The sequence below is a fragment of the Mesorhizobium sp. M8A.F.Ca.ET.165.01.1.1 genome (genome assembly GCF_004792065.1).
In the GTDB taxonomy this organism is placed as follows: Bacteria; Pseudomonadota; Alphaproteobacteria; order Rhizobiales; family Rhizobiaceae; genus Mesorhizobium.
This window is the reverse complement of record NZ_SRTH01000003.1, coordinates 217,972-240,597: the sequence shown is the minus strand read 5'-3', so window position 1 is coordinate 240,597 and position 22,626 is coordinate 217,972. Positions and strand designations below refer to the sequence as shown.

Annotated in this window: 20 protein-coding genes and 1 pseudogene; 12 read left to right on the top strand and 9 right to left on the bottom strand. The window is 63.7% G+C overall.

Annotated elements, in window-relative coordinates:
- Positions 1 to 89 precede the first annotated feature (89 nt).
- The 4 genes from EN808_RS10425 to EN808_RS10410 are packed head-to-tail and all read left to right on the top strand — an operon-like array spanning position 90 to position 5,035.
- The gene (locus EN808_RS10425) at positions 90 to 1,568 is read left to right on the top strand and encodes an ABC transporter substrate-binding protein (RefSeq protein ID WP_135915726.1); all 1,479 of its coding nucleotides are present in this window, start codon (positions 90 to 92) and stop codon (positions 1,566 to 1,568) included.
- A 34-nt stretch (positions 1,569 to 1,602) separates the two neighbouring features.
- Entirely contained in the window at positions 1,603 to 2,550 is a 948-nt protein-coding gene (locus EN808_RS10420) for an ABC transporter permease (protein WP_135880582.1), read from the top strand.
- On the top strand, positions 2,547 to 3,416 hold the full coding sequence (locus EN808_RS10415) for an ABC transporter permease (protein ID WP_127872709.1): 870 nt from the start codon (positions 2,547 to 2,549) through the stop codon (positions 3,414 to 3,416). The genes EN808_RS10420 and EN808_RS10415 overlap by 4 nt, the downstream gene beginning before the upstream one ends.
- Positions 3,413 to 5,035: a dipeptide ABC transporter ATP-binding protein gene (locus tag EN808_RS10410; protein ID WP_135915725.1), complete on the top strand. Its 1,623-nt coding sequence runs from the start codon at positions 3,413 to 3,415 to the stop codon at positions 5,033 to 5,035. Before EN808_RS10415 ends, EN808_RS10410 begins: the two co-directional genes overlap by 4 nt.
- A gap of 104 nt (positions 5,036 to 5,139) precedes the next feature.
- On the opposite strand, the gene EN808_RS10405 is transcribed toward EN808_RS10410, so the two are convergent.
- The gene (locus tag EN808_RS10405; protein ID WP_127278305.1) at positions 5,140 to 5,571 is read right to left on the bottom strand and encodes a TerB family tellurite resistance protein; all 432 of its coding nucleotides are present in this window, start codon (positions 5,569 to 5,571) and stop codon (positions 5,140 to 5,142) included.
- Positions 5,572 to 5,690: 119 nt separating this feature from the next.
- Here EN808_RS10405 and EN808_RS10400 point away from each other — a divergent pair, with 119 nt between their 5' ends.
- The 4 genes from EN808_RS10400 (at position 5,691) to EN808_RS10385 (ending at position 8,124) form a co-directional block, all read left to right on the top strand.
- The gene (locus tag EN808_RS10400; RefSeq protein ID WP_127278304.1) at positions 5,691 to 6,476 is read left to right on the top strand and encodes a TSUP family transporter; all 786 of its coding nucleotides are present in this window, start codon (positions 5,691 to 5,693) and stop codon (positions 6,474 to 6,476) included.
- Positions 6,477 to 6,527: 51 nt separating this feature from the next.
- Positions 6,528 to 6,698 carry a hypothetical protein gene (locus tag EN808_RS10395; RefSeq protein WP_127278303.1) on the top strand — a complete coding sequence of 57 codons (171 nt, stop codon included), beginning with the start codon at positions 6,528 to 6,530 and terminating at the stop codon, positions 6,696 to 6,698.
- A gap of 103 nt (positions 6,699 to 6,801) precedes the next feature.
- Entirely contained in the window at positions 6,802 to 7,632 is an 831-nt protein-coding gene (locus tag EN808_RS10390; RefSeq protein WP_135915724.1) for an AraC family transcriptional regulator, read from the top strand.
- 72 nt (positions 7,633 to 7,704) lie between these two features.
- Complete coding sequence (locus tag EN808_RS10385) at positions 7,705 to 8,124, top strand: VOC family protein (RefSeq protein ID WP_135915723.1); 420 nt, start codon at positions 7,705 to 7,707, stop codon at positions 8,122 to 8,124.
- A gap of 3 nt (positions 8,125 to 8,127) precedes the next feature.
- Here EN808_RS10385 and EN808_RS10380 read toward each other — a convergent pair whose 3' ends face one another.
- Positions 8,128 to 9,603, bottom strand: a complete 1,476-nt coding sequence (locus EN808_RS10380; protein WP_135915722.1) for a cobyric acid synthase — start codon at positions 9,601 to 9,603, stop codon at positions 8,128 to 8,130.
- Entirely contained in the window at positions 9,603 to 10,217 is a 615-nt protein-coding gene (locus EN808_RS10375; protein ID WP_127872714.1) for a dimethylsulfonioproprionate lyase family protein, read from the bottom strand. The genes EN808_RS10380 and EN808_RS10375 overlap by 1 nt, the downstream gene beginning before the upstream one ends.
- A 136-nt stretch (positions 10,218 to 10,353) precedes the next feature.
- Here EN808_RS10375 and EN808_RS10370 point away from each other — a divergent pair, with 136 nt between their 5' ends.
- A complete protein-coding gene (locus tag EN808_RS10370) occupies positions 10,354 to 11,520 on the top strand; it encodes an isobutyryl-CoA dehydrogenase (RefSeq protein WP_135915721.1) in 1,167 nt (388 codons plus the stop codon).
- 27 nt (positions 11,521 to 11,547) lie between these two features.
- Complete coding sequence (gene mmsB, locus EN808_RS10365) at positions 11,548 to 12,432, top strand: 3-hydroxyisobutyrate dehydrogenase (protein WP_135915720.1); 885 nt, start codon at positions 11,548 to 11,550, stop codon at positions 12,430 to 12,432.
- Between the two features lie 281 nt (positions 12,433 to 12,713).
- On the opposite strand, the gene EN808_RS10360 is transcribed toward mmsB, so the two are convergent.
- The 4 genes from EN808_RS10360 to EN808_RS10340 all read right to left on the bottom strand — a co-directional run bounded on the left by EN808_RS10360 (position 12,714) and on the right by EN808_RS10340 (position 17,652).
- A complete protein-coding gene (locus tag EN808_RS10360; protein WP_127279362.1) occupies positions 12,714 to 13,358 on the bottom strand; it encodes a cytochrome c oxidase assembly factor Coa1 family protein in 645 nt (214 codons plus the stop codon).
- Positions 13,359 to 13,462: 104 nt separating this feature from the next.
- Positions 13,463 to 13,828: a hypothetical protein gene (locus EN808_RS10355; protein WP_135880665.1), complete on the bottom strand. Its 366-nt coding sequence runs from the start codon at positions 13,826 to 13,828 to the stop codon at positions 13,463 to 13,465.
- Between the two features lie 123 nt (positions 13,829 to 13,951).
- The gene (locus EN808_RS10350) at positions 13,952 to 15,331 is read right to left on the bottom strand and encodes an aspartate aminotransferase family protein (protein ID WP_127279361.1); all 1,380 of its coding nucleotides are present in this window, start codon (positions 15,329 to 15,331) and stop codon (positions 13,952 to 13,954) included.
- A gap of 245 nt (positions 15,332 to 15,576) precedes the next feature.
- Positions 15,577 to 17,652 carry a prolyl oligopeptidase family protein gene (locus EN808_RS10340; RefSeq protein WP_135915719.1) on the bottom strand — a complete coding sequence of 692 codons (2,076 nt, stop codon included), beginning with the start codon at positions 17,650 to 17,652 and terminating at the stop codon, positions 15,577 to 15,579.
- 122 nt (positions 17,653 to 17,774) lie between these two features.
- On the opposite strand from EN808_RS10340, the gene EN808_RS10335 reads away from it, so the two are divergent.
- Positions 17,775 to 18,326, top strand: coding sequence for a hypothetical protein (locus tag EN808_RS10335; protein WP_135915718.1), 552 nt, complete (start codon positions 17,775 to 17,777; stop codon positions 18,324 to 18,326).
- Between the two features lie 19 nt (positions 18,327 to 18,345).
- On the opposite strand, the gene EN808_RS10330 is transcribed toward EN808_RS10335, so the two are convergent.
- Positions 18,346 to 19,506, bottom strand: a complete 1,161-nt coding sequence (locus EN808_RS10330; protein ID WP_135866738.1) for an MFS transporter — start codon at positions 19,504 to 19,506, stop codon at positions 18,346 to 18,348.
- A gap of 96 nt (positions 19,507 to 19,602) precedes the next feature.
- Positions 19,603 to 20,777, bottom strand: a pseudogene (locus EN808_RS10325) (MFS transporter).
- A 256-nt stretch (positions 20,778 to 21,033) separates the two neighbouring features.
- Here EN808_RS10325 and EN808_RS10320 point away from each other — a divergent pair.
- Complete coding sequence (locus tag EN808_RS10320) at positions 21,034 to 22,611, top strand: trimethylamine methyltransferase family protein (RefSeq protein WP_135915717.1); 1,578 nt, start codon at positions 21,034 to 21,036, stop codon at positions 22,609 to 22,611.
- Positions 22,612 to 22,626 lie beyond the last annotated feature (15 nt).

Genomic DNA, 22,626 nt, shown 5'->3' with positions numbered 1-22,626 from the left:
ACAGCACGAAACGCAATTTACTCCCGCGCGAAATCACGCTTCTATCGCCCGGTTTGAGCACGTGTCCTGAACGCATGGGGAGTTGCACGATGAGACTGTGGAAAACCATTCTGGCCGCGGCGGTCCTTGCGCTAGCCGCTGGAAGCCACGCCTTTGCGGCCCGGACCGACCTGGTCATCGGCATTCCGCTCGAACCTCCGCATCTCGATCCGACCGCGGGCGCCGCGGCGGCGATCAAGGAAGTGCTCTACGCCAATGTCTTCGAGGGCCTGACCCGGATTGGCCCCAATGGCGAGGTGCTGCCGGATCTGGCCGAGAGCTGGACCATTTCCGATGACGGCAAGGTCTACACCTTCAAGCTGCACACCGGAGTCAAATTCCATGACGGCGCCGATTTCAGCGCCGACGACGTGAAATTCTCGCTCGACCGGGCCCGCGCCGACAATTCGGTGAATGCGCAAAAAGGCCTGTTCGCGGCCATCGACAAGGTCGAAATCGTCGATCCGGCAACGGTCAAGGTCACGCTGAAGAACCCGCAAGGATCTTTCCTCTACAATATGGGCTGGGGCGACGCGGTGATGGTGTCGCCAAAGTCAGCCGACACCAACAAGGAGAACCCTGTTGGTACCGGCCCGTTCAAGTTCCAGAACTGGGCCAAGGGATCGTCGATCACCCTGGTAAAGGCCGACCATTACTGGGGCGCTCCGGTGTTCCTCGACAAGGTCGAGTTCCGCATCGTGCCGGATGCCGCGGCCTATGTGCCGGCCCTGCTGTCCGGCGACATCCAGGCCTTCCCCTTCTTCGATCCCGACAGTCTCGCACAGGTCAAGGACGATCCGCGTTTCAAGGTGGTGATCGGCTCGACCGAAGGCGAGACCATCCTGTCGATCAACAACAAGAAGCCGCCTTTCGACAAGCTGCAGGTCAGGCAGGCGATCTCCTACGCGCTCGACCGCAAGGCGATCATCGACGGCGCCTCGGCCGGCCTTGGCCTGCCGATCGGCTCGCACATGTCGCCGGCCAACAAGGACTATGTCGACCTCACCGGCCTCTATCCGCACAATGTCGACAAGGCCAAGGAACTGTTGAAGGAGGCCGGGCTGGAGAACGGCTTCAAGGCGACTTTGAAACTGCCGCCACCCAGCTATGCCAGGCTCGGCGGCGAGATCATCGCCTCGCAACTTCGCGACGTCGGCATCAATCTCGAGATCATCCCGGTCGAATGGGCGCAGTGGCTGGACCAGGTGTTCACCAAGAAGGACTACGACCTGACCATCGTCTCCCACACCGAGCCCAGCGACATCGATATCTATTCGCGCAAGGACTACTACTTCAACTACGACAATCCGACCTTCGACAAGGTGATCGCCGACCTCAACCTCACCTCCGACGAGGCCAAGCGCAAGGAACTGCTCGGCGAGGCGCAGAAGATCCTGGCCGACGACGCCGTGGTCGGTTTCCTCTACGAATTGCCCAAGGTCGGTGTCTGGGACGCCAAATTGCAGGGCCTGTGGGAAAACGCGCCGATCCAGGCCAATGATCTCACCAAGGTGAAGTGGAGCGAATGAGGTCTGTGGTGCGAGCGCCGCTCCTTCGCCTCCCATGACCGCCTACCTCCTCAAGCGCCTTGCCATCGCCCTTGCCACGCTGGTGCTTGCCTCGATGGTGGTCTTCGCCGTGCTGGAAATCCTCCCCGGCGACCCTGCGCGGCTGATGCTGGGCATGAACGCCAGCGCCGATCAGGTGGAACTGCTGCGCAACCAGATGGGCCTCAACGCGCCGCTCGTCCTGCGCTATTTGCACTGGGCAGGCGGCCTGCTCAGCCTCGATTTTGGCCGCTCCTATACCTATTCGGTGCCGGTCATCGATCTTGTGCGTGAGCGGCTCGCCGTCTCGTTGCCGCTGGCGCTGATCGCGCTTGCGCTCTCCACCATCATCGCCGTTCCGGTCGGGCTTTATTCCGCCAGCCGGCGCGGACGGGCCGGCGACACGATTTCAATGGGCGTGGCGCAGCTTGGCGTCGCCGTGCCCAATTTCTGGTTCGCGCTGATGCTGATCTATGTCTTTGCCGTCTGGCTGCGGCTGGTCCCGGCCGGTGGTTTTCCGGGCTGGTCTGCCGGCGCCTGGCCGGCGCTGAAATCGCTGCTGTTGCCGGCGGTGGCGCTTGCCCTACCGCAAGCGGCGATCCTCGCGCGCGTCACCCGCTCGGCGCTGATCGAGGTGCTGAACGAGGACTATATCCGCACCGCCCGCGCCAAGGGTCTGCCCTATCGGGCCGTGCTGTGGCGGCACGCACTGCGCAACGCGATGATCCCGGTGCTGACCATCCTTGGCCTGCAATTCGCCTTCCTGCTCGCCGGCACCATCATCATCGAGAATGTCTTCTACTTGCCCGGGCTCGGCCGGCTGGTGTTCCAGGCGATCACCCAGCGCGACCTGATCGTCGTCGAAAGCGTCGTCATGCTGCTGGTCGCAGCCGTCATTGCCGTCAACCTCGTCGTCGACCTTTCCTATGCGGTGGTCGACCCGCGCCTGAGAAGCCGGCAATGACGCTGCGCATCGACATCCCCGAGGAGACGTTCCGCAGCATCCTGGCCAAGGCGTTTGGAAATACCGCCTTCGTCACCGGCTTCGCCATCACCGTGCTGATCCTAGCGATGGCTTTGATCTCTTACGTCTGGACACCCTACGATGTGACCAAGCTGGTCATAGCCGACAAGACGCAAGGCCCCTCGCTGACCCATTGGTTCGGCACCGACCATTTCGGCCGCGACATCCTGTCGATGATCATGGTCGGCGCCCGCAACTCGATTGCCGTGGCGCTGGTCGCGGTCGGCATCGGCATGGGTGTCGGCGTGCCGCTCGGCACCTTTGCCGCCGCGCGCGGCGGCCTCGTCGACGAGGCGCTGATGCGCGTCAACGACCTCGTCTTCGCCTTCCCGGCGCTGCTCTCGGCGATCATGATCACCGCCATTTTCGGGCCCGGCGCCGTCAACGCCATCATCGCCATCGGCATCTTCAACATCCCGGTCTTTGCCCGCGTCGCCCGCGCCGGCGCGCTTGCCGTCTGGCCGCGCGAATTCATCCTCGCCGCGCGCGCCGCCGGCAAGAGCCGCACGCAGATATCGATCGAACATGTGCTGCCCAACATTGCCACGCTGCTGCTGGTGCAAGGCACCATCCAGTTCGCGCTGGGCATCCTGGCCGAAGCGGGGCTTTCCTATCTCGGCCTCGGCGCGCAGCCGCCAATGCCGAGCTGGGGCCGCATGCTGTTCGACGCCCAGACGCGCATGGTGGTGGCACCGTGGATGGCGATCTTCCCCGGCATGGCGATCGTCGTCACCGTGCTCGGCCTGAACCTTTTGGGCGACGGCATCGCCGATATTCTCGACCCGAAATCGCGGCGGCAGCGATGAGCCTGCTGGAGATCGAAAACCTATCGTTGACCATCGGCGACACGCCGATCCTGAAGGAGATCGAGCTCTCCGTCGCGCCCGGCGAGATCATGGGATTGGTCGGCGAATCCGGCTCCGGCAAATCGATGATCGCGCTGACGGTGATGCGGCTCCTGCCCCATGCCGCTCGCGCCACCGGGCGCGTCACATTCGACGGCATCGATATCCTCGCGGCAACCGAGGACCAGATGTGCGCCCTGCGCGGCGACGACATCGGCATGGTGTTCCAGGAGCCGATGACGGCGCTCAATCCGGTCAAGACGATCGGCGAACAGGTCGCCGAAGGCATACGCTGGCACACCAGCGCAAGCCGTGCCGACGCCGAGGAGCGGGCGCGAAAAATGCTCGACCGCGTCGGGCTGCCCTCGGCAAAGTTCCCGCTGTCGCGCTATCCGCACGAATTGTCCGGCGGCCAGCGCCAGCGCGTCGTCATCGCCATTGCCTGCGCGCTGAAGCCGAAGCTCTTGATAGCCGACGAGCCGACGACAGCGCTCGACGTGGTGCTGCAGGCACAGATCCTCGACCTGCTGCGCGACCTCGTTGCGGAAAGCCGCATGGGCTTGCTGCTGATCTCCCATGATCTCGCTGTCGTGACCGAGATGGCCGACCGCATCACCATCCTGCGCCATGGCGAGGTGAGGGAGGCCGGCGACACGGCGCGCACGCTCTCCGGTCAGCTTCATCCCTATACGCGCCAACTGGCGCAGGCCTCGATGCATGTTCCGGCACGCGCCAAGCCTCATCTCGTCGGGACGGACCAACCCTTGCTGCAGGTCGAAGGCATCACCCGCGACTATCCCGGCCGCCGGACTTCGCTGTTCAGGCGCGCGCCTGCTATCCGCGCTGTCGACGACGTCTCCCTGTCGATGGCGCCGGGCCAGTCGGTGGCGCTGGTCGGCCGCTCCGGCTGCGGCAAGTCGACCCTTGCCCGCATGATCCTGGCGCTGGACCGGCCGAGTTCGGGTGCGATCCGCTTTCGCGGCGAAGCCATCACCGGCAAGAGCGAAGCCGAGCTGAAGCCCGCCAGGCGCGATATGCAGGTCGTCTTCCAGGACCCCTACGGCTCCTTCGATCCGCGCCAGAAGGTCGAAAAACTGGTCGCCGAGCCCCTGCATGTCCTGGAGAAAAAACCGACGCGCGCCGAAAGCCGGGAGATGGTGGCGCATGCGCTGCACGAGGTCGGCCTCGACCAGCGTGACATCGACAAATACCCGCACGAATTTTCGGGCGGCCAACGCCAGCGCCTGTCGATCGCCCGCGCCATCATCACCCGCCCAAAACTGGTGGTCGCCGACGAGCCGGTCTCGGCACTCGATGTCTCGATCCGCGCGCAGATCCTGGACCTTTTCGCCGGACTCAACCAGAAACTCGGCATCGCCTATCTCTTCATCACCCATGATTTGACCGTCGCCCGCGCCATCACGGACGAAGTGCTGGTCATGCATGAGGGCAAGATCGTCGAGCGCGGCAAGACGAACGACGTGCTCGACCATCCGCAATCCGAGGCCGCCAGGGCGCTGGTAGCGGCGGCGCCGGATCTGCACCGCGCAATCGCCAAGCGGATGCAGGAACAGGGGTGAGCGACCGGTTCTCGATGCAAATCCATCGTGCCAGTGGCCCGATGGAAGGCCGCGAACGCTGGGGAGATGCCGCAGGCAGCAGGCCCGGCCGGGACCTCCGCCCCCTACTCTTCCGGCTTCACCACGTCGACCGGGCTTATGTCGAGCAAATCGAGCGTGCGGCGCAGCAGCCGCACCTCGCTCTCGGCCAGTTGCGAATCCGCCTTGGCGATCTCCGCCATGTGCTGCGCCAATTGCTTGCGGCGTTCGACGTCGAGGTCGCGGAACAGCGCGATCGCCTGCGAGCCGTTGGTCTCGTAGCCGAATTCGTTGAGATATTCGATGACGCTGTCGATGCTGGTTTCCGGAATGCCGAAAGCCCCCTTGCAGATGCGCCGGAAGGCAACCATCTCGCTCTCGCTCACCGTGCCGTCGGCCAGGATCATGCGGAACAGCATCAGCAGTTCCGCCGACAGGACGGGATCGTCCGCGACCTTGCGCACGCCCGGGTCGCCGTCGAAGATCGAGCGTATCTGGTCCAGCAACGCGAATGCCATGAACGGCCCCCTTTCCGATTCCTCTTTGATAGAATTAGCGCGGAATCCGCCTTGCGCAAACGGGGTGGTCGTGGTCGAACGCGCGCTATCTCAGCCGACCGGACATCTCGACACATCAGATGATCGACCTCACCGCCCAGTCCATCGCCATCCTCGCCTTCGCGGCTTTCGCCGCGGGCTTTGTCGATTCGATTGCCGGCGGCGGCGGATTGATCACCATCCCCGCACTGCTGCTTGCCGGTTTTTCACCGGTCGAGGCGCTTGGAACCAACAAGCTGCAAGGCATGTTCGGCTCGGGGTCGGCGACCATCCACTATGCCTCGAAAGGCCATGTCGACCTGCGCCGGCAATTGCCATCGGCGCTGCTGGCACTTGCCGGCGGCGCCATCGGCGCATTACTGGCCACGATCGTGCCCGGGGACCTGTTACGCGCGGCCTTGCCGCTGGTGCTGATTGCCATCGCGCTGTACTTCGCCCTCAAGCCCAACATGAACGATGTCGACCGGGCCGAGCGCCTGTCGCCCTTCCTGTTCGGCGTGACCCTGGTGCCGGCCATCGGCTTCTATGACGGCGTGTTCGGGCCGGGCGCCGGTTCCTTCTACATGCTGGCCTTCGTCGCCCTTGCCGGCTACGGCGTGCTCAAGGCGACAGCGCACACCAAACTGCTCAATTTCGCTTCCAACATTGGCGGCTTCATCGTCTTTGCCGCTGTCGGCGTCATCTCCTGGAAGATCGGCCTGATGATGGGCGTTGCCCAGTTCCTCGGCGCCCGGCTTGGTGCCAGCCTTGCCATGCGCATCGGCGCCAGGTTGATCAAGCCGCTGCTGGTGGTCGTCTGCGTGGCTCTGGCGGTGAAGCTGCTGGCCGATCCGGCCAACCCGCTGCGTGTCATGATTGGTGTATGATCACGCGCCTGTTACAATATCGCTGTTCGAATCATGTTGCAGGAGCCAGACATGAATCTCAACGCGCCTACCCAGATTGTTTTCATCATTTCCCTGGTCATCGCCATCATCGGCATTCTCGCCGCGCTTGGCGTTCTTGCGTTCATACCTCTTGCATCGGTGTGGATCGTGCTTGTCGCCTACATCGTGCTCGCCGCCGGCTGCCTGATGCGCGGCGCCTGACAAGTTTCCCTCGACAAGTGGGGACCGAGAGCGCCCGGCCAAAGCCGGGCGTTTTTGATTCTGATGCGGCCTCTGCTAAATTCGCTTGGCGGAAGGATGGCCGATGCCAATCGAGATGCAGCGCCCGAAAGAACAGGATCGCTCCATATCGGGGCTGTTCGAAATGCGCCGGCGGCTTCCCAACGCCGCGCTTGACGGCGTTGTCACCGACATCTGCGGCTATCGCGAAACAGCTACCGGCCATTTCCGCAATGTCGAATACGCGTCGCTGACGGTGCCGCTGGTGATCAGCTTCGCCGAGCCGTTCGCCATCGGCCTCGGCAGGACGCCTGATGACAATGACCGCTTCGCCAGTTTCGCCGCCGGCCTTTTCGCCGGTCCGGTGATGATCGAATCCTTCGGCGGCGCCTGCTGCATCCAGGTGAATTTCACCCCTCTTGGCGCACGCCGCTTCTTCCGCCTGCCGATGAGCGAATTGACTGACAACATGGTCGTACTCGACGACGTGCTTGGCGCGGAGGGCGCGGCGCTGCGCGAACGGCTGGGCAACACGCCTGACTGGACGGCACGTTTCGATCTTGCCGAGGCCTTCGTCGCCGCACGTCTCGAGAGCGCCGCCGAAACACCGCTCGAAATCGCCTGGGCCTATGACCGCATCATCACATCAGGCGGCCGGACCCGGATCGCATCGCTTGCCGAACAGTTGGGCTGGAGCCGCAAACATCTCGCCGACAAATTCTCCGACGCGACCGGCATCGGCCCCAAGACGCTGTCGCGCATCGTCCGCTTCAACCGGGCGCTCCGCCTGTCGAGCGAGCCGACCGCCGACTGGGCGGATGTCGCCGCCGATTGCGGCTATGCCGACCAAGCGCATCTGGTGCGCGAATTCCGCGAGCTCGCCGGTGAGACACCAACGGCACTTTCGGTCAGGTAACATTTCTTCAAGACGCAGGAACGGCCCTTGGCCAGAGTGAGGCATAGACCGATCCAGATGAAGGAGGTTCCGATGCCCACCACCACTGAAGCACCCCGGCTCTACCCTGCCCTGCGCTACAAGAATGCGGCGGGGATGATCGACTGGCTGGGCGAAGCCTTCGGTTTCAGTGTCCGTGCCCGCTATGGCGAAGGCGATGTCGTGCACCATGCCGAACTGGTCTTCGGCTCCTCGATGATCATGCTGGGCACGGTGCGCGACGACGACTACGGCAAGATGGTCGGCGAACCCGGTTCAGGCGGCGGCAAGTCGATCTATATCGCCGTCGACGATGCCGACGCCGCCTACGCCAAAGCCAGGAAGGCCGGCGCGACGATCATCCAGGAACTGACGAACCGCGATTATGGCAGCCGCGAATTCATCTGCCGCGACCCTGAAGGCAATGTCTGGTCGTTCGGCACCTACTGGCCGAAGGCCGGTGAGAAGGCCTGACCTTCAACGTGCCAATGAAAAAATCGCATCACAGTCGAGATGGGTTTCCAGCTCGGCGGCGACCTCGTCCAGCGCGCGCTCGACCTCGGCTCGGTAATCTATGCCACCGCTCCTGACACCCAGGCTTTCGAGGAATTTCCCGCGAAAGCCGTCGGCGCCGAACAGGCCATGCATATACGTGCCGATCACCTTGCCATCGGCCGAGATCGCGCCGTCCTCGGCGCCATTGATGATCGCCGACGGCCGCCTGGTGTCCGGGCCCGTCGTGCGGCCGAGATGGATTTCGTAACCCTCGAGCGGCAGGTCGAACGGCACCGAGCGGGCGCTGACATTGCGCACCGTCTTTTCCGGCTCCATCACCGTCTCGACATCGAGCAGGCCGAGGCCCACGGCTTCGGTGACGTTGCCTTCGATACCGTCGGGATCGCGCACCATGCGGCCGAGCATCTGGAAACCGCCGCAAATGCCGACGACATGACCGCCGCGCTTGCGGTGCGCCGCGAGATCCCGGTCCCAGCCGTTCTCGCGAAATTTCAGGAGGTCGCCGATCGTCGACTTGGAGCCGGGAATGACCACCAGCCCGGCATCGACCGGCAGCTTCTTTCCCGGCGGCACGAACACCACTTCGACCTGCGGTTCGGCCTTGAGCGGGTCGAGATCGTCGAAATTGGCGATGCGGCCAAGCATCGGCACCGCCACTTTCAACGCGCGCGCCTCGCCGGACGCCAGCCGCTCCAGCACCACGGAATCCTCCGAGGGCAGCCGCGCCGCCGCCTTGAGCCACGGCACGACGCCAAAACAGCGCCATCCGGTGAATTTCCCGATCGCCTTCAAGCCATCATCGAACAGCGAGACGTCTCCCCGGAACTTGTTGATGAGATAACCGGCGATCATGCGCCGGTCCTCTTCCGGCAGGATCAGATGCGTGCCGGCGATCGAGGCGATGACGCCGCCGCGATCAATGTCGCCGACCAGCACCACCGGCACGTCGGCGCGCGTGGCAAAACCCATATTGGCGATGTCGCGGCTTCTCAGGTTGATCTCGGCCGGCGAGCCGGCACCCTCGACAATGACCAGATCGGCGCCCTCGCCGACCTTGCCCCAGGACTCCAGCACGGCATCCAGCAGCCGGCCCTTCAGCGCCTGATAGTCGCGGGCCCGCGCCTCGCCGAACACCTTGCCCTGGACGATGACCTGGGCGCCGACATCGGTCTGCGGCTTGAGCAGCACCGGGTTCATATGGACCGACGGCGCAACCCCGCAAGCGATCGCCTGCAGCCATTGCGCGCGGCCGATCTCGCCGCCGCCATGGTTGTTGTCGCCGGGAATATCGGCGACGGCGGCGTTGTTCGACATGTTCTGCGGCTTGAACGGCCGCACTTTCAGGCCGCGATTCCTGGCGGCACGGCATAGCCCTGCGACAAGCACCGTCTTGCCGACATCCGAGCCCGTGCCTTGCAGCATGATTGCCCTGGCCATCAGCTCCTGTCCTGCATCGAGGTTCCGGTGATCGTGGATTTCTGCGCCAGCGGCCCGCCGCGCCAGATATAAAGCGCCAGCAGCGGCTCCTTGCCGGTACGCATGGCGTGGTTGACGTTGGAAACATGGTGGACGACCTCGCCGGCCTCCCGCTTGCGAAAGCCGCCCTCGCCCATGCGCCACTCGGTGCCGCCGGTCAGCGGAATATAGATCTCCTCGGCGACGTGATGATGGTCGGGATAGACGATCCCGGGTCCGAGCATCAGCAGGCCTGCGGCGACCTCGTCGTTGGCGAAATGGCCGCGCGTGCCGAACATTTCCAGCCAGCCGTAATTGTCGATGAAGGCCTTGCCGAAATCAGCCTCGGTATAGGTCTGCCCCCAATGCAATTCGTTGCGCCGCTCGGCCAGCAATCGCACCAGGGGTTTCGCATCCGGCGGTGCCAGTTCGGCGGCGCGGTCGAGATGGCGCAGGCAGCCAAGCGGACGCGGCTCCAAATCGCGGGCCGGCATATCCCAGCCGATACGCGCCACGGCGTCGCGCACCAGGGCATCATCGACGGAAGCAAGATAGGCGTGGAACTGTCCCAACAGCTCATCGAATTTTGTCGTCACATCTTGCTCCGGACATGCATTGGTGCACAGCCGCTCCGCGGCGGCTCGGGTTGCGCGGCGGCATCATTGGTCTAGATTGGTGCGCGCGCAAAGCCAAAAACGACAGGCCAGCAGGTCAGACATCAGGGAGCACGCCATGGACGCCGCGGTCGATGCGAGCACCAGCCAGTTCGAACTCACCGAGGAACAGCGCGCCATCCAGGAGATGGCGCAGGCCTTCGCCGCCGATCGCGTCGCGCCGAACGCACTCGACTGGGACCGCAGGAAACTCTTCCCCGCCGACGTGATCCGCGAGACAGGGCCGCTCGGCCTCGGCGGCATCTACATCAGGGATGATGTCGGGGGATCGGCTCTCGGACGCCTCGACGCAGTGCTGATCTTCGAGGCGCTGTCGCACGCGGATCCGGCCTTTTCGTCCTTCATCTCTATCCACAACATGGTGGCATCGATGATCGACCGTTTCGGCAATGAGGAGCAGCGACAGCGCTTCCTGCCGAAGCTCACCTCGATGGAATGGCTGGCGAGCTACTGCCTGACCGAGCCGGGTTCCGGTTCCGATGCCGCCGCCCTGAAGACGCGCGCGGTGAAGAGCGGCGGCGACTATGTGCTCAACGGCGCAAAGCAGTTCATCTCCGGCGCCGGCGACAGCGATGTCTATGCCGTCATGGTGCGCACCGGCGCCGATGGCCCGAAAGGCATCTCCACCATCGTCGTGCCCAAGGATGCGCCAGGCCTGTCCTTCGGGGCCAACGAGCACAAGATGGGCTGGCACATGCAGTCGACCCGCCAAGTCATCTTCGAGGACTGCAAGGTGCCGGCCGAGAACCTCCTGTCGGGCGAAGGCGCCGGTTTCGGCATCGCCATGGCCGGGCTCGACGGCGGCCGGCTGAACATCGCCGCCTGTTCGCTGGGCGGCGCGCAGTCGGCGCTCGACAAGGCGTTGGCCTACACGGCCGAGCGCAAGGCCTTCGGCTCGAAGATCAACCAGTTCCAGGCGCTGCAGTTCAGGCTGGCCGACATGGAGACCGAACTGCAGGCAGCGCGCATCTTCCTCTATGCGGCGGCCTCGAAGCTCGACCGCAAGGCTCCGGACGCCGGTAAATGGTCGGCGATGGCAAAGCGCTTCGTCACCGACACCGGCTTTAACGTCGCCAACGATGCGCTGCAACTGCTCGGCGGCTATGGCTATCTGCATGATTACGGCATCGAGAAGCTGGTCCGCGACCTGCGCGTCCACCAGATTCTGGAAGGCACCAACGAGATCATGCGCGTCATCATCGCGCGGGCGCTGATAGGACGCTGAAGCCAGCAAACTCCGGGAGTGAGACAAATGACCACCATCGCCTTTATCGGCCTCGGTAACATGGGCAATCCGATGGCCGCCAATCTCGTCAAGGCGGGGCATGCGGTGCACGGCTTCGACCTGATGACAGAGAATCTGACGATCGCGCGCGAGCATGGCATCACAATCATGGCCAACGCCGTTGCCGCCGTGAAGGATGCCGATGTCGTCATCACCATGCTGCCTGCCGGCAAGCACGTGCTGTCGGTCTATGAGGATATCGCCCCCAAGGCGAAGAAAAATGCCTTGTTCATCGATTCCTCGACCATCGACGTGGAATCGGCGCGCAAGGCGCATGCAATCGCCGCCAAACACGGCCTGCTGTCGATCGATGCGCCGGTCTCCGGTGGCACCGGCGGGGCGACAGCCGGCACGTTGACCTTCATGGCCGGGGGTTCCGACGATGCCTTCGCCGCCGCCGAGCCGATCCTGAAGCCGATGGCCGGGCGCATCGTCCATTGCGGCGGTGACGGCGCCGGCCAGGCCGCCAAGATCTGCAACAACATGATCCTCGGCATTTCGATGATCGGCGTTGCCGAGGCCTTCGTGCTGGCGGAGAAACTCGGCCTGTCGCATCAGGCGCTGTTCGACGTCGCCTCGACCTCGTCGGGCCAATGCTGGTCTCTGACCACCTATTGCCCGGTGCCCGGCCCGGTGCCCACTTCGCCCGCCAACAGGGATTACAAGCCGGGATTTGCCGCGGCTCTCATGCTGAAAGACCTGAAATTGTCCCAGGAAGCAGCGCTTGGCGCGGGCGCCGTGACACCGCTCGGCGCCGAGGCGGCGCAGCTCTATGCGCTGTTCAACGCCCAGGGCCATGGCGGCGCCGATTTTTCCGGCATAATTAATTTTCTGCGCGACAACCCGGCCTAAACAGCGGATTCGATAGACTTTTCCCGGGTCTTTGCGGAGAAAGACCCGCAAATTTAGATTTGCTTAAGCTCTCGATAACTCTGCGGTAACGATGTCCCTATAAAACGGATTGCGAGGCGGACATATCGCATCCGCCCGGCGCTCCGGATCAGGTCTCGCGTACCGGAGCCCGTAAGTTTCGCAAGTGTCTTCGTAGCGAAACGCCATGCGTATCTGGCAAAGCCGCGTTCCCGATGGGGCGCGGTTTTTGCATTTCAGGCCCCTTTGCTATCCACGATCATTTATATTCCGATCGCCGCACCCGGGATCGGCACGTGATCTTCATTGGTCAGCACGATCGGTGCATCGACGCCGTCGACGCGGACCACGAGCAGGCGCGTGCTCCATGTGCCTGCATTGCGAACGAGATGCGAAAACACGGTGCCCTTGCCCTTGGCGCCGTGGACGGGAATACTGAACTGGGCGTCGCCGGCGCCATTCGCATTGACATTGAGATTACCGCCGACCCAGAAATTATCGGCCACATCGTCGCCGATCGTGGCCTTCACCCGGGTGTCGGCACGTACGGCGTCCATGGTCATCCGGTAGGCGTCGCTGCCCTTGAGCACGAAAGGGATGCTGCCGACCATCGTCGCACAGCCGCCGATGCTGACCACCCAGACGGCAAGACCGGCAATCGCCCAGTTGCGCTGCGTCTTGCGGAATTGCTCGGCGTCGCGCCAGGCCCGGTTCCGCCAGGCCCAGCGGCTGCCGCGTGCGCCGAGCACGAAGATCATGATGAGGTTGACGACGGGGATCAGCGCCAGCAGCGCGATGAAGGTACTGTTGCCGATGCCCCAAATCCAGTTCAGGAAGAAGGCGCCCCAGTTCCAGCGGTCGAGTTCGGCTGGAATTTCAGCCGGCTGGTTGAGCGGTTGTCCGGCCATTGCTTCCCCCTCAGTAACTATACCGGCTGGTTCTAGCCCATGATCTGGACGATGCGCAAAATCAAAGTTCCGCGCACCCCATGCGCCCGAGCAGGCAGGCCGGATCAGGTCTTTGTGGAAAGCCGGCGAAAATTCGCCTTCACCGCTCGGCTGGCGGGCTTCAGTGCGGCGCTGATTGATCGTTCCGCCGCAATGCCATTGAGCAGCGACGGAGTAAGGCCGGAAAAGATCTCGGGCCAGAAACGGGTCGCCGATTGCAGCAGGGACATCTGCGCCGCGAAGACGCCTTCAGCCAGTGCAACCGTCTTCTCGTTGACGGCCCGCGCGGTTTCGGTTCCCCACGGCTGGCCGCTTCCGGCGTCCATTGCCATGAGAGGCAGGCGCATCATCGCCACCATCGGCGCCAGCATGAGATCGCTGCCGATCGTGACCGCTTCTCGGCGGCGCCGGCTCCTGCCAGTCCTGCTCATGAACACAATCCCCATAGGGCAGCCGCTGCGCTGCGCCATCAACTACGCGCGGTAGCAATATTCGTTCCGACCGCGACGATATTTTGAGGCAGGCGTCCGATTGATGGGCGCCTGCCTCGTTTCTCAGCGCTTGCGCAGATCCGCTTGCGCCAGGTCGAGCGCCTTGCCGATGCGCTCGCAGGCCATGTCGATCGTGTCGCGGGTCCAGATCAGCGGCGGCGACAGGATCATCGTGTCGCCGGTGGCGCGCAGCATCATGCCGTTGGCGATCGCGTGGTCGCGCACAACAACCGCAGCACTTCCCGACGGCAGGAAGCGCTCCTTCGTCGCCTTGTCCTTGACGATCTCGATCGCGCCCATCAGGCCGATGGAACGCACCTCGCCGACCAGATCATGCCCGGCGATGCGCTCCTGCAGCGCCTTGGCGAAATAGGGTCCGGTGTCGTTCCTGACGCGGTCGACCAGGCCTTCCCTCTCGATGATCTCGAGGTTCTTCAGCGCCACGGCGCAGGCCACGGGGTGCCCCGAATAGGTGTAGCCATGGTTGAACTCGCCGCCCTTCTCGACCAGCGCCGAGGCAATGCGATCGCCCACCAGCAGCGCCGAGAGCGGCTGATAGCCCGATGTCAGCGCCTTGGCCGTGGTGATGGTGTCCGGTTCGATGCCGAAGGTCTGGGCCGCGAACCACTCGCCTGTGCGGCCATAGCCGGTGATGACCTCGTCCAGCATCAACAGCACATCGTATTTGCGGCAGATGCGCTGCACTTCGGGCCAGTAGCTTGCCGGCGGGATCTTGACGCCGCCCGCGCCCATCACCGGCTCGCCGATGAACGCCGCGACCTTCTCGGCGCCGGCCTCCAGGATGGCATCCTCGACCGATTTGGCCGCGCGCAGGCCGAAATCATGGTCGCTTTCGCCAGGCAGAGCCAGCTCATAGGCATAGGGCATCATCACATGAACGATGTTGGGCACCGCGCCGTTGAGCTGCTTGTGCATGGCATCCATGCCGCCGAGCGAGGTGCCGGCGATGGTCGAGCCGTGATAGGCCATCTTGCGCGAGATGACGCGGTTCTTCTCCGGCTTGCCTTCCAGCACCCAATAGTGGCGCACAAGCCGCAAGGCGGTGTCGTTGGCCTCTGAACCGGACGAGCCATAAAACACCTGGTTGACGTTTTTCGGTGCGATCTCGGCCAGCTTCTTCGACAACAGCACCGGCGTCGGCGTCGAGCATTTGAAGAAGGAATTGTAGTAAGGCAGTTCCTTCATCTGGGCATAGGCAGCCTCGGCCAGTTCGTCACGGCCGTAGCCGATATTGACGCACCACAGGCCGGCCATCCCATCCAGCAGTTCCGTCCCTTCGGAATCGTAGATGAACGGGCCATTGGCGTGAGTGATGACGCGCGCGCCAGCCTCGCGCAACTCCTTATGGTCGGTGAAGGGATGCAAGTGATGCGCGGCGTCGATCTGCTGAAGCTGCTTCAGCGAATAGTTCTGATAGGTCATTGATTTGATCTTTCCTCTGAAATCATTCCGGCGGCGCCGGGGCGAATTCGTCAGAGGACGGCAGGTGGCGAATAACCGATACGGGCGCACAGCCGCAAAAGCTCGGCGCGCAGCGTGCGCGATGACGGTGTCACCGCGACCCGAAACGCACGAGCTGATAGTCTAGCGAGAGCCATGAAGGTACCTTAGAGCAAAGGGCGGTCGAGGTGAACCACCCTTTGCTCAAGTGGTGCCATGGAATGAGATCAGGCTTCGCCGCTCAGCGCCCGCTGCAGAAACACATACTTCATCGCCGTCTGCGCCGCCTGCGGCCGGCGGTCGCCGCGCCCGCCATGTCCGCCTTCGGTCTCCTCGAAGAACAGCGTTTTGCCATGTCCGGCCTCCAGCAGGCGGGCCGCCATCTTGCGCGCGTGGCCGGGGTGGACCCGGTCGTCGGCGGTCGAGGTGGTCAAGAGTACCGGCGGATAGGCGGCATCCGCCTTGACATGTTGATAGGGCGAATAGGCCGAAAGCCACTGGGCGTCTTCCGGCTTTGACGGATCGCCATATTCGGCCATCCACGAAGCGCCCGGCGGCAATTCGGTGTAGCGCAGCATGTCGAGCAGCGGCACCTCGATGATGACGGCGCCGAAAAGCTCGGGATGCTGTGTCAGGGAAGCGCCGGTCAGTAGGCCGCCGTTGGAGCCGCCCTGAATGCCGAGCGATTGGGCCGTCGCAATACCGCGCCTGACGACATCCTCGGCCACCGCGGCAAAGTCGTCGAAGCCGTTCTGGCGCTTGCCTTTCAGCGCCGCCTGGTGCCAGCCAGGTCCGAATTCGCCACCACCGCGAATGCAGGCCTGCACATAGGCATTGCCTTTCTCCAGCCACAGCCTGCCGCGCACGCCGGCATAGCCAGGCAAGAGCGGCACTTCGAAGCCGCCATAGCCATAGAGCAGCGTCGGCACCGGCCCGTTCTGGTCCCGCCGCCTGACGACGAAGTAAGGGATCATCGTGCCGTCCTTCGATCGTGCCTCGAACTGTTCCGAGATCAGCGGCGAGGCATCGAAGCGGGCCGGCTGCGACTTCACGGTGGCCAGCGTCTCGCCATCGTCATCGGACCAGATGATCGAGCTTGGCGTGAGGAAATCGGTGAAGGAAAAGGACACGGTGGAGCCGAAATGCTCTGCATGGCTGATGCCGACAGTGCCGTTTTCAGGCAGCGCGACAGGCTTCAGCGACCAGGCGCCATCCTTGCGCTCGCAGACGATAACTTTGCCGCGGACATTGTCCATCAGGTTGATGAACAGGCGGTCCTGCGTTCTGGCGAGCCCGGCAATCGAGACGCGATGCGCCGGCGCCAGCAAGGTCTCGATGGCGCCAAAACCGCCAGTTTCGATCCAATACGCGAAGTCGAGCGAATAAAGCCCGTCCGGCTGGCATGCGGTGCCGTCCGGCGCCGTCCACGGAGTGCGCACCCCGAACACCAGCTGATCCCTGAAGAGCGCGGTGTCGGTAACGTCGTCGGGCAGCGGGATGCGGCGGTTCTCGCCCGAAGGGAGGCGCAGGAAACTGTGCGATGCGAAGAAGTTGAGTGTCCGCGCCAGAAACAGATGGCGCTTCTCGCCGTCGAACTCGACGCCGGCGCCAACGGCGAGATCCTCGGTCTTTCCCTCGAAGATCGGGGTTGCCTCTTCCAGCCTGGTGCCGCGCTTCCAGAGCTTGACCACGCGCGGATATCCGGACTCTGTCTTGTCGGCCTCTTCGAACGCGGCCGAGACGATGACCGTGTCCTCATCCAGCCAGCCGAAGCCCGATTTCGAGGCCGACGCCTGAAAACCGCCTTCGACGAAGGACTTGGCCGCGATGTCGAACTCGCGCATTGCACTGGCATCACCGCCATCGGGCGACATCGAGACCAGGCAGCGGTTGAAATCGGGGTAGAGCCTGACAGCGCCGCCGAACACCCACTTTATCCCCTCCTTCGCCGCCAGTCGGTCGAAGTCGATGATCGTTTCCCATTCGGGCTTGTCGGTCTTGTAGGAAGCGACCGTCGTGCGCCGCCACAGGCCGAGCGCGTTGGTCTTGTCCTGCCAGAAATTGTAGACATGGCCCGCGATTGCCGCGCCGACCGCGATATTGTCCTCGGCCGTCATCAGGTCGAGCGCCGTCTGGAACGACGCCTGATAGGATGGATCGCCCTGCAATTGCGCCACCGTCACCTCATTCTGCTGGTGAACCCAGTCGAGCGACTGTTTGCTTGTCCTGTCCTCCAGCCAGAGAAAGGGATCTTGTCTCTCGTCAACTGGCCCTGGCTGCCTTTGGGCGATCGAATTGGTCATGTGGGTCTCCGAAAAATTCATCAGGCTCGGTGCCACAAACATCGGCATGACGCTACCGACATTCAACGGGAACAGGTAAAACGGTTCGCGGACGCGACAGCTGTTCAGAGCAGGCAGCCGGCATGCAACGTCTTTACATCGCAACCGAGAAGTTCAGCCCATTCCACGGAAGCGGGTGGAGGGAATACATCGAGTGGTCGGGCCTCACCCAGTTGACCGAAGTCGTTACGCTCGACGGGGTGCTTTGCCCAGTTGCGCTCTCGCAGATCAAGAATAGCTACTGGCCTCACATCGTCAACGACGACAACATGCTCGATTTCTTTGTCGACCTGGACTTCCTGCTCTCGGAATTGGGCGATCCCGCCAACTTCAACATCCTTGGCGTCATCCGAAGGCCTCCGGCAGACGTACGATCGCTTGGTTGGGACGGGTTCACCTTCATGGGCTATGACCTGATGGATCAGGCTGTCGGCGTCAGCGCTTTGACCAATTGCGGTGGCTTCCCAGACGTGTTTGCAAATGCAGAGCTGTCCAGGGTCGGGCTGATTGATGACTTCGATCGAGCCGTGGAGATTCGGGATTCGCTGCGCAGGATGCATCCCGAAGAACGCCATGCCGACTGTGACCTCTGGGCCATTTTCAGGCTGGCGAGCAAACCGGGCCCAGGGATTTGAGCATCCCGATACCCCGATGCTACACAACCCGTCTTCGAATAAGCGTCGCCAGCGCCAGCGTGGCGCAGATCGCGCCAAGCGTGGCCGGCAGGCCACCCGCGCCAAGCACATCCATCATGCCACCGGTAAGCGGCGGGACCAGAATGCCGCCGACGCCCCACATCAGCGAGAATGCCGCATTGCCGGCAACCAGCGCCGAGCCGGTAAAGCGCTCGCCGAGCTCGATGATCGACATCGTGTAGATGCCGTAGGACACCGCGCCCCAGACGAAGACGCAGGGCCATATCAGCGGGGTTTCGATCAGCAGCGGCAGCAGCACACAGCCGCCCAGCGTCAGCAAGACGCAGAGGAAACGTACCAGGCGGGCCGTCAGCCGCTCGGCCAGCAGGCCAAGCGGCACCTGCATGGCAATGTTGCCGGCAATCATGACCGCCAGCAGCGCCGACATGCGCGCCTCCGCGATGCCATGATGCGTGCCATAGACAGGCAGCAGCGCCAGCGCCGCCTGCTCGAAGCCGGCGGCCACGACCACCGCCGACAGAAGCAGCCAGGCAAGCGGCATGAAACCCATCACCGAAACCCGATGCCCGGCCTCGTCCACCCTGGGCAGCTGCGGCAGAACCGACGCCAGGCAAAAGCCGCACAGCACGAAGGCGCCAATCCCGACAAGGAATGGCGGCCAGCCTTCCGTGCCGACGGCAAGCAGGCAAAGCGGCCCGGTCGCGAAGCCGGCGGAAATGATCGTCGAATAGAGACCCATGATGCGGCCGCGCCGGGCCGGCGGTGCCAGCGCGATCACCCAGATTTCACTGAGCACATAGAGCGGGTTGGTCACCACGCCGATCAGGAAGCGCAGCGGAAACCAGAGATAGACGTTCTGCGTCCAGCCGATCAACGCCAGCACGATAGCCGAGAATGCGGCGCAGGTGAGCGCCGTGCGCCCTGCCCCGAACCGGCGCGCCAGGCCAGGTATCAGCGGCGATGACAGGATGAAGCCGACAGGGGTCATTGCCGCCGACAGGCCGATCATCGCTGGCGAGACGCCCTGGCGCTGCAGGATGAAGCTCAAAAGCGGATAGGACAGGCCCTGCGCGATGGCGAACACGGACACGGTCGCGATCACACCGGTGATCGCCGCCCACTGCATCCTCTCGTCGCTTTTGGTGTCCACCAAGTCCATGATCCCCAGTGCCGTCGCGGTTGCAGACTTAGCGGTTCGGCCCGATGGCGGTAAGCCCTGCGGCCCGAACCGACGCGCGGCTCCAGCCAAACCTTGTCAGGAGCCTCCGCGGCGGGCCGATCTATAGAGCGCGAAGGCGACCAGCAAAGCGTCGAGGCCAATGATTACGGTCGGCAATCCCAGTGGTCCGATCGCTTGCATCAGCAGGCCCGCACCCGGCGGACCGACGATGCCGCCGACGCCCCACAGCAAGGCGAAAGCCGCATTGCCGGTGACCAGCAGCGAGCCCCCGAAGCGGCTGCCGAGTTCGACGAGCGCCATCGTATAGACGCCGTAGCCGACCGCGCCCATTACCAGAAGCACGCCCCAGATCAGCGGTGTGGTGATCAGCAGCGACAGCAGGACAGCGCAAGTGGTCGTCGCCACCGCGCAGGCCAGGATCATCGGCCGGCCACCGAAGCGCTCGGCGAGCACGCCAAGCGGGACCTGCAAAAGGATGTTGCCCAGCGACAGCGCCATCACCAGCGCGGCGAGCACGGCCTCAGGCTGGCCGTAGCCTGCGCCGAACACCGGGACCAGCGCATAGGTGCTCTGCTGAACGGCGGCCGAGACCAGCACCGCCAGCAGCAGCGCCGGCGCCAGCCGGGCAAAACCGACAAAACTTCCTGCTGGCTGGCCGTCATCCTCAAAGCCGGCAAGCTTCGAGGAGACAAGGCGCAAAATGACCGCGCAAAGCAAAAAGCCGCCAATGCCGACGCTGAAGGGTGCCCAGCCCTCGATCCCGATAAAGGTCAGGGTAAACGGACCGGCCGCGTAGCCGGCGCCCATCAGTGTGTTGAACACCCCATCACCCGGCCGCGCCGCGACGGTGGCGCCAGCGACAGCGCCCACACCTCGCCAAGGATGTAGAGCGGATTGATGACCACCCCGATGATGAAGCGGATGACGTACCAGGCTAACCAGTTCTGCAGATAGCCGATGCCCAGGAAGCACAGCGCTCCGATCAGCGAGCATCCGACTGCCAGGTTTCGCGCACCGACCAGCCGAACCGCCGCCGGCACGAAGGAAGCCGACAGGATCAGCCCGAGCGGCATCATCGCCGCCGACAGGCCGATCAGGCCTGGAGACATGCCTTGCTTCTGCATCAGCAGCGTGAACAGCGGCGAACTCAGCCCTTGCGCCGCTCCGAACATGGCCAGCGCGGCGGTGACGCCGGCGAGCGCTGCCCACTGCGCTCCCGCTTCGCCTTCGCTCGAGCCGGTTGCGACCATGCTGTCATTCCATGTGAGGCGCCGGCTGACCTCCCTGCCGGCAGGCCTCACCAGCTACTGGTTCGATCCGGGGAAAGAAAGGGCCGCCGAGGAAAACCCGTTTGCGCCAAGGGATGAATGATCGGGCGAATGCGGCGGCCGCGCAACTGCCGTTCGGGCATGTCGCTTCCCTCGCCCTAGTGGTCGCCGCCTCCGCAATGGCCGGACGGGCGCCGGTCCATTATGCCGCCCGTTATCGCATCCTACGAGGACCATCATGACCGCCGCCCTACAACCCTCAGAGCCGGCTTTGGCACCCGACCGTGCCCGCCGTGGCGGTCGCGCCGGCAAGCGCGCCGGAGGCTCGGCCGCCTTCGAGCAGCCGGCCTTCCGCCAGCTGAAAAATCCACTGACGCCGACCAAGCTGGTTTCCGAGGACGAACTCGAATCGATCCACCTCGCCTCTCTGCGCGTGCTCAGGGAAATCGGTGTCGATGTCCTGCACGAGGAAGCCCGCCACATCATGAAGGCGCATGGCGCCGATGTCCGCGAGGGCTCTGAGCGGGTACGCTTCGACAGCGACATGATCCTCGATCTGGTGTCGAACTGCCCGTCCGAATTCACCATTCATGCCCGCAATCCCGCGCACAATTTGCGCTTCGGCGGCGACAATCTCATCATTTCGATGATGGCCTCGGCACCCAATTGCTCCGACATCGATCGTGGCCGCCGACCGGGCAACCAGCAGGATTATCGCAATTTCCTGCGGCTGGCCCAGATGCACAACATCCTGAACTGCACGGGCGGCTATCCGGTCGAGCCGACCGATATCCACCCGTCGGTCCGCCACCTCGAATGCATCCGCGACCTCGCAACGCTGACCGACAAGGTGTTCCACATCTATTCGCTCGGCAAGGAGCGCAATGTCGACGGCATCGAGATCACCCGCATCGCGCGCGGCATCAGCCACGAGCAACTGCTCGCGGAGCCGTCCGTCTTCACCATCATCAACACCAATTCACCGCTCAAGCTCGACGTGCCGATGATGGAAGGCATCATCCAGATGTCGAGCAAGGGCCAGGTCGTCATCGTCACGCCCTTCACCCTGTCGGGCGCCATGGCGCCCGTCACCATTGCCGGCGCGCTGGTGCAGCAGAACGCCGAGGCGCTGTCGGGCATTGCTTTCGCCCAGATGGTGCGCAAGGGCGCGCCGGTCGGCTATGGCGGCTTCACTTCCAATGTCGACATGAAATCCGGGTCACCGGCATTCGGCACGCCCGAATACATGAAGGCGCAACTCGTCGGTGGCCAGCTTGCCCGCCGCTACAACATTCCCTACCGCACCTCCAACACCTGCGCGGCCAACACGGTCGACGCGCAGGCAGCCTATGAAAGCGTGTTCTCGCTGTGGGGTGCCATCCAGGGCGGCGGCAATCTGATGATGCACGCCGCAGGCTGGCTGGAAGGTGGCCTGCGCTGCTCCTACGAGAAGACCATTCTGGACATCGACCTGTTGCAGATGGTGGCAGAATTCCTGACCCCGCTCGACCTCTCCGAAGAGGCGCTCGGCTTCGACGCCATCCAGTCGGTAGGCCCCGGCGGCCACTTCTTCGGCACCCAGCACACGCAGGATCGTTACAAGACCGCCTTCTATTCGCCCATCCTGTCCGACTGGCGCAATTTCGAGACCTGGGCCGAAGCCGGCTCGCCGACAGCGCTGGAAAAGGCCAACAAGGTCTGGAAGGAGCGGCTGGCGTCCTATGAGGAGCCTTACATGGACCCGGCGATCCGCGAGGAACTCAATGCCTTCGTCCAGAAGCGCACCGCCGAAGGCGGCGCACCGACCGATTTTTGATCTATATTGCTGATG

Coding starts and splice junctions, on each gene's coding strand:
- EN808_RS10425 (WP_135915726.1), top strand. CDS start 90: ATGAGACTGTGGAAAACCATTCTGGCCGCGGCGGTCCTTGCGCTAGCC.
- EN808_RS10420 (WP_135880582.1), top strand. CDS start 1,603: ATGACCGCCTACCTCCTCAAGCGCCTTGCCATCGCCCTTGCCACGCTG.
- EN808_RS10415 (WP_127872709.1), top strand. CDS start 2,547: ATGACGCTGCGCATCGACATCCCCGAGGAGACGTTCCGCAGCATCCTG.
- EN808_RS10410 (WP_135915725.1), top strand. CDS start 3,413: ATGAGCCTGCTGGAGATCGAAAACCTATCGTTGACCATCGGCGACACG.
- EN808_RS10405 (WP_127278305.1), bottom strand. CDS start 5,571: ATGGCATTCGCGTTGCTGGACCAGATACGCTCGATCTTCGACGGCGAC.
- EN808_RS10400 (WP_127278304.1), top strand. CDS start 5,691: ATGATCGACCTCACCGCCCAGTCCATCGCCATCCTCGCCTTCGCGGCT.
- EN808_RS10395 (WP_127278303.1), top strand. CDS start 6,528: ATGAATCTCAACGCGCCTACCCAGATTGTTTTCATCATTTCCCTGGTC.
- EN808_RS10390 (WP_135915724.1), top strand. CDS start 6,802: ATGCCAATCGAGATGCAGCGCCCGAAAGAACAGGATCGCTCCATATCG.
- EN808_RS10385 (WP_135915723.1), top strand. CDS start 7,705: ATGCCCACCACCACTGAAGCACCCCGGCTCTACCCTGCCCTGCGCTAC.
- EN808_RS10380 (WP_135915722.1), bottom strand. CDS start 9,603: ATGGCCAGGGCAATCATGCTGCAAGGCACGGGCTCGGATGTCGGCAAG.
- EN808_RS10370 (WP_135915721.1), top strand. CDS start 10,354: ATGGACGCCGCGGTCGATGCGAGCACCAGCCAGTTCGAACTCACCGAG.
- mmsB (WP_135915720.1), top strand. CDS start 11,548: ATGACCACCATCGCCTTTATCGGCCTCGGTAACATGGGCAATCCGATG.
- EN808_RS10360 (WP_127279362.1), bottom strand. CDS start 13,358: ATGGCCGGACAACCGCTCAACCAGCCGGCTGAAATTCCAGCCGAACTC.
- EN808_RS10355 (WP_135880665.1), bottom strand. CDS start 13,828: ATGAGCAGGACTGGCAGGAGCCGGCGCCGCCGAGAAGCGGTCACGATC.
- EN808_RS10350 (WP_127279361.1), bottom strand. CDS start 15,331: ATGACCTATCAGAACTATTCGCTGAAGCAGCTTCAGCAGATCGACGCC.
- EN808_RS10340 (WP_135915719.1), bottom strand. CDS start 17,652: ATGACCAATTCGATCGCCCAAAGGCAGCCAGGGCCAGTTGACGAGAGA.
- EN808_RS10335 (WP_135915718.1), top strand. CDS start 17,775: ATGCAACGTCTTTACATCGCAACCGAGAAGTTCAGCCCATTCCACGGA.
- EN808_RS10330 (WP_135866738.1), bottom strand. CDS start 19,506: ATGGACTTGGTGGACACCAAAAGCGACGAGAGGATGCAGTGGGCGGCG.
- EN808_RS10320 (WP_135915717.1), top strand. CDS start 21,034: ATGACCGCCGCCCTACAACCCTCAGAGCCGGCTTTGGCACCCGACCGT.